This window comes from Candidatus Neomarinimicrobiota bacterium, assembly GCA_030743815.1.
Taxonomy (GTDB): Bacteria; Fidelibacterota; Marinisomatia; order Marinisomatales; family S15-B10; genus UBA2146.
Map to the genome: position 1 here is coordinate 1 of JASLRT010000027.1, position 11,373 is coordinate 11,373.

7 protein-coding genes are annotated in these 11,373 nt (G+C 50.8%); 2 read left to right on the plus strand and 5 right to left on the minus strand.

What is annotated here, in order from left to right:
• The first annotated feature begins 495 nt into the window (after positions 1 to 495).
• Positions 496 to 1,830, plus strand: a complete 1,335-nt coding sequence (locus QF669_02355; GenBank protein ID MDP6456287.1) for an Ig-like domain-containing protein — start codon at positions 496 to 498, stop codon at positions 1,828 to 1,830.
• Between the two features lie 54 nt (positions 1,831 to 1,884).
• Here the strand turns inward: QF669_02355 and QF669_02360 are convergent, their stop codons facing one another.
• From QF669_02360 to QF669_02380, 5 genes are read right to left on the minus strand one after another with little or no spacing between them, the layout of a single operon-like run.
• A complete protein-coding gene (locus QF669_02360) occupies positions 1,885 to 2,811 on the minus strand; it encodes an LD-carboxypeptidase (GenBank protein MDP6456288.1) in 927 nt (308 codons plus the stop codon).
• Entirely contained in the window at positions 2,808 to 3,743 is a 936-nt protein-coding gene (locus tag QF669_02365; protein MDP6456289.1) for a hypothetical protein, read from the minus strand. The genes QF669_02360 and QF669_02365 overlap by 4 nt, the downstream gene beginning before the upstream one ends.
• Positions 3,740 to 6,010 (minus strand): N-acetylmuramoyl-L-alanine amidase, encoded by a 2,271-nt coding sequence (locus QF669_02370; GenBank protein MDP6456290.1) that lies wholly within the window; start codon positions 6,008 to 6,010, stop codon positions 3,740 to 3,742. The genes QF669_02365 and QF669_02370 overlap by 4 nt, the downstream gene beginning before the upstream one ends.
• Positions 6,011 to 6,018: 8 nt before the next feature.
• Positions 6,019 to 8,160, minus strand: coding sequence for a T9SS type A sorting domain-containing protein (locus QF669_02375; GenBank protein ID MDP6456291.1), 2,142 nt, complete (start codon positions 8,158 to 8,160; stop codon positions 6,019 to 6,021).
• 8 nt (positions 8,161 to 8,168) lie between these two features.
• Positions 8,169 to 9,206 carry a hypothetical protein gene (locus tag QF669_02380; protein ID MDP6456292.1) on the minus strand — a complete coding sequence of 346 codons (1,038 nt, stop codon included), beginning with the start codon at positions 9,204 to 9,206 and terminating at the stop codon, positions 8,169 to 8,171.
• Between the two features lie 406 nt (positions 9,207 to 9,612).
• On the opposite strand from QF669_02380, the gene QF669_02385 reads away from it, so the two are divergent.
• Positions 9,613 to 11,319: an FG-GAP-like repeat-containing protein gene (locus QF669_02385; protein MDP6456293.1), complete on the plus strand. Its 1,707-nt coding sequence runs from the start codon at positions 9,613 to 9,615 to the stop codon at positions 11,317 to 11,319.
• Positions 11,320 to 11,373: the final 54 nt, after the last annotated feature.

Here is an 11,373-nt window from a genome sequence, read left to right on the forward strand (position 1 = left end):
CATTATGACAGTGCCCGAAGATGAGATTCTGGAAACAGAGATTGTTTATACCATCATCGGTGGAAAGATCAAGTTTAAGAAGAGTGATTAGAAAATGGGCGGGCTGACAGATCAACAGAGAAATAGTATCGAGAAAAATCCCAGGCCGTATTTGACAGGGCCATGAACGTTTTATCCAAGGATGTCAGCTCCAACTTTCGCTACTGGGGTCCTGACTCCACGCCGGTGGTGATGCCGGGTAAGTGCTAACGATCCTGGCTGCGTTAATAAAACCAGACACTACACATGTGTATACACATATACACACATTCTGTTACTGCTCAAAACATCCCGAGGGTAGGAATGATGTGTATTTCACAGCATATGTATAAATCTATACCAATTTGGCATGGAGAACAATATTAGCACCGGTGATTTTGTGCAGTTTAACCATTAAAGAATTAGTTAATGAATTCCTATTCAAATAACTTTCACTGTTTATTCAGGAGGTAGATCATGAAAGTTTTCAAGTATATATGGATGTTGTCAATTATTGCATTGTTCTTCTGGGCCTGTGAAGAAGAGGTGGCTCTGGATGCTGTCTCGATTTTTCCTGCCGACGCCACAATCAATAAAGGTGACACTCAACAGTTCAGCGCCACTGTCACCGATGTGAACGGCGATACAGTGAGTGATGCGACGGTGGAGTGGGCCAGCAGTGATGAACTGGTCGCCACTGTTGATGAAGCCGGTCTTGCTACAGGAGTGGATGCAGGCGATGCTGCCATCACAGCTACCGCCGATGGCGTTTCTGGCACCGCATCGCTAACAGTGGAGTTTTCTCTGCTGGACATAATTCCCGGCACCTGGGATGTGGTCGGCATGGAGCAAGCGCTATTGCTTACAACCAACTCAACTCAAACGGCCTTTAACATGTTTGTTAAAGGGGAAGGGGCTGTTTCGGTAACGGGAGACTATACGGCAGAACTGACCTACATGTTTGGTGGTGAATCTGATGAGAATGAAACCGTCTTCAATCTCACCGAAGAATCGATATGGGATTCAGATGAAGGTGCACTCTTACCGATGTTGATCATCCATGAAATTCAGGGTGAGACTTCGGGGATGTTGCTTGTAGCCGAAACTTCCCTAGGGGACACCATTTTTTATCATGTTGAGCCCGCCGTTTACGACTACGATGCCTCAACCGGAATTCTAACAGTGCCGGAAACTGCATTGCTCGAGATGGAGACCGGTGCTTCCAGTATTACTGTCAGCGGTACGCTCGGCTATACCACTTTCGATGTGCCTGCATATACAGCCACAAAAGTCGATTTGCCTTTCAGAGCAGAAGGTGAGGAGAGTGTGGAGACTACCGTAACATTCACCGCTGAAGGAGGATTCAGCAGAGTTTCGACCTCGACATATGAAGGTGAAACGGAAATGGAGACGGGAGAAGGTTCGTGGGAGCTGGAGAGTGACTCTTGTCTGTTGATGATCGAGACCTATACCAAGTCAGATGAACCGGGCGAAATGACAGATACTTTCGTTATCTGTTTCAACATGATTTCTGAAGATATAGTGAATGCCTACTTTGAGGGAAATCTCTGTGAAGAGGACGTAGGCGGGGACAAGGAATACGAATCCGAAGCGGAATGTCTTGCCGATCATGAGCAGATGTTCGCTCTTGATGAGGGGAGTCTCGTTGTGGTTACTAGTCGGGATTCAATGGTTTTTGAGAGACAGGGCGGCAGCAGTCTTGCCCGGACAGGTCACTCCATGGGCTGGAAGAGAAACGGTGATCTGAAGTCTGTCCTCCGGTCTCTCAAGACAGCCTATCCTATCAGGTAGTCGTCATAATTAAACTGTTGCGCGGGAAAGCCTCGTCTACTGGCGGGGCTTTTTCTATTTCACAGCAGACTCAAGCGAGACGAGGAGAGGTTCGTCTCCCGAGCAGTCAAGCCTGGCCTTAACGGAAATCGGTAATGTCGCGTTGTGCACTCCATGTCCGCAGGGGAAGTTGGAGATGATGGGGAAGTTGGTACCCCGACAAATGTCCAGAACGATCTGTTCTACCGTCATGCCGAAAGGAACTTCATTATCGCCTACGTCTGACATTTCTCCCACAATCAGTCCGACGATGTGATCCAGTTTTCCCGCCCGTCTAAGATGGAGAAGCATGCGGTCGATCCTGTAGAGTTTCTCGCCTACTTCCTCAACAAAGAGAATCTTCCCGGCCGTGTCGAAATCCCACTGTGTTCCGATGAGGTTGGTGAGAAGGACCAGATTACCGCCGTACAGCTCTCCTTCGGCTAGCCCCTTTCTGAGGATTTTCGCTTTCTGATTATCTGGCAACGTTACCTCGCCCGGCTCATCATGTGACAATGTCTCGAAGAGGCACCGCCACGTGTAGTCATCCACCGTTTTCTCGCAATCGATCAGCATGGGGCCGTGGAAGGTCACCAATCCTGTCATCTTGCTGATGCTGGCGTGAAGGACGGTAATGTCGCTGTAGCCGACGAAAATCTTGGGGTTGTCACTGACCCTCGTGTAGTTGAGAATATCGGAGACACGAATTGCACCGTATCCGCCCCGCGCACAAACAATGGCCTTAACTTGCGGATCAGCGAACATTTCTTCAAGCTCCCAGGCACGGTCTTCTGAAGTGCCGGCGTACTGATCGTCCCTGAGGCGACAGGCAGAGCCTGTCTTAACACTGTAGCCGCGGTCCTCCAGCATACTGATACCCTTCTTGAGTGTATCCTCGTTGAGCCAGCGTGCCGGTGAAACAATTCCAATGGTATCTCCTGCTTGTAGTTTCGGTGCTTTCATCGTGATTCTCCCAGGGTGATGACTACGATCGTTCCTGTTTTTCGCTCTTCCACAACAATGGCTTCCCCGTCCGGCATGAACTTGGGGTTCATATAGATGCTCTCCTCTGGTAGCGCTACGTGGTGACGATTCTTGCCCTGAATTGAGTAGACGAGAATCTGGGAAGAGGTTATCCTGTGGCCATCATCTTCGGGAAGCATGGCGACGATTTGCAACGAACTTCTATGCCAATCAGGGTTCTCCCCGCTGCCCAAGAACAGTACCATGTCTTCCTCCACATTCCAGAGATAGAGCTTCTGCCCAGCTTCGTGAAAGGCGACCATCGAATAATCGGGCGACGGTACGGCCGCCAGAACTCTCTCCTTCCCCTGTCGCGGTGAAACTTCCGTTTTTCCGTGGTGTCTGATGTAAACATTGTGATCGTCGTGGTAGCACACCGTTTCCTCATGGACGGAGCGACTGACCCCCTCGATCTCGGGCCACGCTCTCATCCCGCCCTCTCTGTCCCGGAGAATGATCAAACCTTCTCTCGACTTCAGCAGTCCGCGGATGGGAGAGACCGGCTCTGAGACCACCCGCGTTCGGTCGCCCCTCAAGGAAACTTGTCGCATCCGGTAGTTCATGTCTGATCTCGTGACGAAGTATAGGTGTGTCCCCTCAGATGAGAAGAGTCGGTGGAATCCGGTATACGGCTCACTGCTGACCGTTTCAATGTTTCCATCATCGGAGAGTGGAATGAGATAAACTCCCCCGTATCCAGTCGCCGTGGCAGTGATCCAGTCTCCCGAGGGAGAAGGAATGGGATGAGCCAGCCTGACATGGGGAACTGAGAAGCGGTGGATGATCTTTCCCTCCAGATGATTTCCTTCAGAAAACTGTGCCGTCGCCGCGAGAGGTATCACCAGAAATATGAGACAGACGGTCTTCTTCACCGAACTACAGTTACCTTTCTTGTTTCGCTCTGTTCACCATCGCTGACCGTGATAGAATACATTCCGGACTGGATCGGGACAAGGGATGAATTTCTCAGATCCCACCTGTAATCGTAGCGGCCGGAGGAAAATTTTCCCAGATCTTTTCGGAGCACTTTCTGTCCGAGGAGGTTGATGACGGTGAGGGTAAGTCTCGTCTCCGCACGGTTCACCGTCAGCGGGATGATGATCGATGCGTTTGATGGGTTTGGATAGAGAGGGCCTAGCGAAAACAGGTTTGGCGACGGGTTGAAATCGTAAGACAGAGCGACATCAACTGTGCCAGCTACCTCGAAGAAATCGAGAATCGCCGCTATCAAGTCCGATCTTACTTTGGTGTCTCCAATCGTCTCAAGAGGGAAGGCCATATAGACTAATTTCCCCGGCCTGCTTCCCTCTCCAAACGTTCCTTCATACTGAATTCCGCCGTAGCGGTCGTTTCCGTATTGGAGGTTTTCGAGACTGCCTCCCGCCGCGGCGATGTAGTCCGGGAAGTCCTCAGGGTAAGTCTGCCCGATAGAGAATGACATTCCTTCAAAGATGGCTCCGCTCAGTCCGGATACAGTGAGGTTCCCGGCGTCGTCTCCCCCGTAATTTGCCTTCAGATACGATCTGTAGAATTCGGTGTCTTCCGGGTTAGCCTCTTCCCGCGCCAGATCCCATCCCACCTCCGATCCGGTCACGAAGAGTTTTCCGCCTTCTTCAAGAAACACCTTGACCATCGGCTGTTCTTGCGTGCTGAACGTCTCGTCTGCTGTCCCCTCATCCCCAAAAAACCACAGGACAACATCATAATCTTCGAGGCTGACAGTGCCGTTTTCGACAGCGTCATTCGAGGTGCAGTCAAAAGCAACCATCTGCTCAGCGCACACTTTTCCGTAGACTGTGGCGAACGCATGATGAGGCTGGCCCCAGCTGGCGATGCGGTCAAAGCCGTCCACGATGAGTACCTCTGGAGAATCTCCCGAAAGGTAAACAGGATACCTGTCGGAAACGTTGGACTCATGCTGCCCTGATGTATCCACCGCATAGTAATAGTAGCTGTAGTAGTTGCCAGATTCCACAGTCGTATCGGTCCACGATGTGATATTTCTTGTGAGTACCGTCTCGTCCATCAAGAGCCCATAGTTACCGTTCGGATTTTCCGACCGGAAGAGGTGATATCCCGCCACGAATTCTTCCTCTGTACCAAACCAGCTGATCTCTACGGCTTCGGCCGAAACGGCCCGGCGGACGTGATGAAGCACCGGCTGCTCAAAGACAGGAATGAACGGCGACTCTGGTCCGTCCAAGACCATTTTCTTGAAAAGAATATCACCGTTTCCCACCGATATGTCCGCTTCAGTTGTATCTATTTCGTTGAATGCTGTAAGACGATAGTTACCGGCGGGGATATTTTCAATGCGGAAGTAGCCGTTTCCCTTCCCGTCGGTCACAGAACTGTCAGTGTGAGTTTCCAGCATGATGACGGTGTGATTGATGGGCTTGCCTTCTGAGCTTTTCGCTACGCCCACAACGGTGCCGTAGGTCGGGAGCTCTTCTTCAAGGAACTGGAGGTAGGAGTAGAGAGTTGCCTGTGCTTCTGTCTTCAGATAGTCGTTGTTCGTCAGTCGTCTCTCCTCGCCGCCGTTGGTGATGAATGACGGTTCCGACAGCACCCCCGGCATAGTCAGATCGTTCAGTACGCCCAGCTGAAATCCGAGAAATGAAACATCTCCGCGGGCGCCGATATCAGAGATGTTCTTTGTTTCAGAATGGTAGCCGCTGATGATTTTCGAAAGGGCATCTGCCACGTCCGGCCAGCGCGGACTTCCCGCCTCCGTCTCGCCATACAGGCAGAGACTGTAGTTGGACTGATGAGAGCTTGAACCGTTGTGGTGGAGCGAGATGAAGTAGTCCACATCATGATTGTTCGCAATCATTTCTCTCTCGGACAGCGATAGATCACTATCTGTGGCTCGAGTGAGAATCACGGTATCGGCGCCGTTTGACATGAGGAAGTCGTTAAGGTCCAGCGCCTGTTGAAGGTTGATTTCCTTCTCTGTCAGGCCAGCCGGTCCCACCGCGCCGGTGGCCGTTCCGCCGTGTCCCGCATCGATGCAGAACTTGAGCCCGGATAGATCCAATGATGAACCACTGAGTTGCGTTCCTGTCAGGGCGAATAGCAGCATAACGATGATGTGCCTCTGTATCGGCCGCGTTTTACTGTTACAAATATAATGCAGCATTCGGTGTGTCATTTAATAAAGACAATCTTTTCGGTCTGTCTTGTCGGCGGAATACTGTTGTGAGATGTGAAGCCGCCTCTTACGAGATAGACTCCTGACGCCAGAGAATTTATCACATCTTGGGAAAGGGGTTGCGTAAGATGAGACGGTCCGCCCACCTCAATTTTCTTGCTCCAGATCCTCTGGCCCAACACAGAATATAGGGCAATGTCTACTGATCCTCTGCCAGGGGCATTGAATCGAATCTGACTAGCGGAGTTGAATGGGTTTGGATAGACGACCATCGAGAAACGGTCTGGCAGGATGGCACTATCTTCTGACCTTAGATCGTGCAGCAGAGCGTGGGCAATCTCTTCCATAAGGTTGTCGTCGGAGTCAGAAGCGAAGAGTATCTCAGGGGGAGGCGCCGTGTAGAGAAACTTGGAGCCGAGAGCACCAAAAGAATTCCCATCAGTATCCTCAAGAATCGTGGTGCCGGCATCAGGGTTAATTTGCACAGTATTAAGAGAATCGAGGACATAGAAGGAACTGTCTATCTGGAAGGTGCGTCCCCACAGCCCTGTTATTACTTCAGGGGTGGATACAATTGATCCGGAGGAGAGTCCAACTGATTCAAGATATTCCTGTCCCAGAGAATCGAGACTGAATGCCTCCATAAGCCGGCTGCCGATAAGCCATGTTCCGTCGTGTGATACCTCAAGTTCCTGGATGAGTTTTGGAGGCAGAGGACCGACATCGTCCAGTGTGTAAATGATTTTACCAGGAGCGTGAAGTGAGTGTAGGAAGAAGGTTGTATCTATGCCGAACAGATCATCATCTACCGTTGCAAAGGAGAAACCAGCCTCGCCCAGATGCTCACCTAAGAGAGCCGCAAAAGGGTGAGAGGGCCTGCTCCACGCGCCATCAACTCTGTCGAAAGCGTCCACGATTATGAAGCGGTTATCCGGGTTGCCGAGCCGCAGGCCGTAGATGTTCGAAGACTCGCTTTCATTGGTGAATGGGGCGTTGTCAACAGCGGTTAACCTGAAAAAGATGGTGACATTCTCAGGGAAAGTGGAGACGTAAAGTTCAGTGACCGTTTCGGTTAACTCAGATTCGTTGTGATATGACGTCCAGTTTTCAAGGTCGTAGCTGAAGTAGAGACGATATCCGATGAGGTCTGTCTCCAGATTCCTTAACCACTGAATCTGAAAGCCTTCCCCGTCATGAATCACAGCCAGAAGTGTAGGCGGTACGGGTGGAACAGTATCTGAATCTACCACTTCAAACTGAGTTTTCATGGTATCCGCATTGTCCCGTGTATCCCATGCGTAGACCCGAGCAGTGTAGTCCCCACGATCCCAATGCGTCACATCTACTGAGGAGCTGTAGGTAATCTGGTTTGAGACGATGTATCGGTAGATGCTGGTGGTAGACCCTTTAGCGTAGACGTTGGTGATGTAGTCATCGCTCGATGGAATCTGGTCAAACTGAAAAGGGATCACAGGACCGAACACGACGGCGCCACTCTCATCAGTAATATCAAAGCCGATTCGGTAGATGCCGTTGTTTCCGCCGATGGGACCTGTGTCCGTTACATCAGCCGTCCGGCTCACGATATCCACCTTGCCGTTGACCTTCCTGTCAGTGAACTGCCGATCCGTGCCGTCAATATAAAACTGGATGGACTCCACGCCGGGATCAAATGAATCGTCAAACGGACTCAGTCCACCGTCCTTCCGCAGGGCGTTGATTTCTTCCCCTGGATAACCGTCCTTGAAATGGATGTGGTTCCAATCATTGGTGGTTCCGAGGATTGTTTCGAATGCGGAGACAGAATCACCTGTAGAGAGAGCCGGCGACGGGATCACGTGTACATAGGCATATCTCCCGACTCTCACCCACGAGTTGATGCCGTATTGACTCGGCGTTCCGATACTCGTCACCGCGCCGTCAATTACCGAGTAGACTTCTTCCCCTTCGGGGAGGTGAATGTCCACTCCGTCGTGGAAGTGGTCAATGGGTCCGGAGGCTCCTGATCTGTTCTCGCAGAATGTACCGTTGATCCAGTGTTGCTCATCAAAAGGTACGCACGGCCAGTTGTAATTCTGTACCTGAAGAGAATTCGTGGCGGATACCATAAATATCACAAAGAAAGATAGTCTAAGCACCGTTAACCTCAGCGAATTCCAAGTTTCAGTAGCTGTTGATCGAGCTGAATGAAAAAATGTTCATCAAACAGCATAGAGACACGCAAGATCTTGTGGGAAGTTTTGGACAGGAGCAAATTTTCCCGCGAGCCGTTGCGGGGATTAAAGACAAAGAGTGTCGGTCTTGAAAATAGCGGTGTCCCCTGCTGATAATATGTACCTTCCGCATAGAGCAGACAGACCGATTCACCGGCGCGGAAAAGCTCAAGAGGGATGATCTTTCTGCCAAGGTCGATCTGGATAACTGGTTCAGGTTCATCATAGCTTAGCGCCAGAAATTGTCTTTTGTCAGCAGCGTAAAGAAGATTACCGTGCCACAGCATATTACGAGGAAGAAGGGGGAATTCTTGGGTGCCGGTGGCATCCTTCCGAAATAAAATAAGCTTCGGTTCATGACTGTAGGCACCGTCCGGGCTGACCGTTCCGGCTACGGCTACGATTCCTGTCCCTGATGCGGCTAAGTCGTAAAGGACGGTCATCGGCAGCGATCTTAATCTGATAGGCTCTCTGCCCGGGAGTCCTTCGAATACGATCACATTTTTACTCTCTCTTAAATCCGCTGATGTCATGCCGGCCGCCAGGAAGTGATCCTCACCGGTGGAGAACACCCTTAACATTTTTTCGTGACTCCAGGACGATTCTTCGAAGAGGGAGATGTTCATCGTCAGCTGGCCGCTCATGTCCCGGATCGCTATCCGCTGATCTTCCGGATAGGACAGAAGAATCTTATCTCTTAGTGCCGTAATGTGGGGCAGTCCCCGGTCCCGGTGGTGGGGTACAGTCCACGATGTCGAATGTGTTCCCATATCAGTGAGCAGAGTCATGGTAATCGATTGATTATCGCTCTCGTCCGCGAGATCTTCAATGATGAGAAACGCCTCATCCATTAACGGCCCGAGGGGAATGACATTGAAGATTCTCTGCATGTCCGTAGCATGGCGCTTCCCATACAGATGAAGTTGCTCCATTGTCCAGAACCCCTTCATGCCTGATTCATCGAATAACATCCTCGCCTCGTTCGGAACGGTCTCGGTTCGAAAATATTTCAATTCCACTTGGGCGAGTAGGGGGGAAAATCGGAGGAGCACTACTGATGTCATGATCAATCTGATATTGTTTCGCATAGTGGTGATCAATACTTGAATTAATTCAAGAGCTTCTCAGACAACTGCAAATTACCGCACTCAGCATGCATGAAACCAGAGGAAACTGGATCAATCTCCATCTATCCATTATCAAACAGGTCGGCATGATTTCAAGATAGAAATGTCCTAAAAAATGATTGCCTTATAAACAAATTATATATTATACTCACCAGAGGTGTGCGGTGTGCTGTAAGTCTGAATTATGACCTCCAGCGGCTGAATCATAACCTTCATTCATGTTACGAGTAAACACATAAGGAGAAATAGTATGAATCAAGTGATAAAGAAAGTTGGGATAACCATACTCCTTTTATTCTTTACCGTTTCCTTGCAAGCACAGGCGGCGGGAGAGGGATTTGAGAAGACCTTTTCGGTTATCCAGCACGACGGGGCTCCCTATGACTTCATGGTGACAGATGAAGTTCACGCTGGTCACGATTTCGACGGTGATGGCAACATGGAATTCTTCGCCGTTGCCGACCATTCGAATCCAAACAGTGGTGGACAGTGGGAACAGCCCACGGGGCATTCTGTCTGGCTATATGAGGCGTCTGGTGCTGGCGATTATGATCTGGCATGGTCGTGGTTTGACACCACGCTGAACACAGGCGGCGCCAGTTTTCCCACCGCGACAGTTGGCGATCTGGACGGTGACGGTAATCCTGAGCTTCTCCTCGGGATGCCTTACGGATCAGGCAAGCCCGACAGTACGACAAGTCCTGCACGTTTCTATGTGTGGGAAGCGGATGATTCGGGATTGCCGGCCGACGGTACGCCCACAGCCATCTGGGACTTTGGTGTCTCTCCAGGAACAAACACGAGGCCATCATGCATAGCTGTTGACGACATAGACGGCGACGGTGCTCAGGAAGTGGCTCTGGGATTCCGGGCATTCAGTGATGCGGTGGCAAATGATGCCATGATGGTATTTTCGCTCAACGGTGAGTTCGCCGGCGATTTCACTCAATGGACTACAGAAGTCCTAGATACGACAAGCGATGTTGGATCGACCTATGCGGCAGCAATCACCGACGTGGATAACGACGGCAATAAGGAAGCCTTCTTCTCCACTGACTATGGTTCTTGGTTTGAAGCATCAGGAGCCGATACCTACGTCGCCTATCCGGAACATCTCAAGAACACCACAAATTCCTGGTGGACGATCCAGGCTGTTAGCAACGGTGACGTTGATAACGACGGCGTCCCGGAGCTGTGGTTTGGCAAAACGAATGGCGATATCTGTTTCATGGAAGGTGTAGCGGATCTTGCCACCGCCGATTCGACGGATGTAACACGTGTAATGAACTTAGCTCCCACCGGTATCCGGGGTATGGCCGTAGGACAGTACCATCCTAACATCGCCGGCTATGGCGATGTAATCGTAGGTGGCAACTACGGCACTACTGTGCATCGGGCGTGGCTGTACTCCTCAGGTACAGACATAGCTGACTCCACACATTGGGGCTCATCGCTCGTCTACTTGCATGATGAAACGGGTGCTGCCCGGACTTACTCAGTATCCTTCGGTGGTGATCAGGAAACACCCGGCGCCTCAGCTGACTTGGATGGGAATGGTAAGCCTGATCTGGTCATCGGTTTTGAGGACGGTGATTCTACTGCAACCGAGTACGTGGTCGTTGTCGAAGGTATGGGTGGCACGGTGGCTATCGAGAAGGACTTTGGATCACCTGTCTTGAAGTCCTACAAGCTCAGCCAGAACTACCCTAATCCGTTCAACCCAGCTACTACGATTGGTTACTCCATCGGCAGAGGCGGTATGGTTCAACTGACCGTGTTTGATCTCTTGGGACGCAAGGTGCAAACCCTCGTCTCTGAGCATCATGTGCCGGGGGAGTATAGCAGTCAATGGGATGGAACCGATGTCTCTGGCGAAATAGTTGCCAGTGGTGTTTACATGTACAGGTTAGAGGTAAACGGCGCTGTCCTCTCTCGTCAGATGACGTTCATCAGATAATACGTTCAATTCGCAACGGGCTCCATTCGGGGCCCGTTGCGGATCCCTTTATAG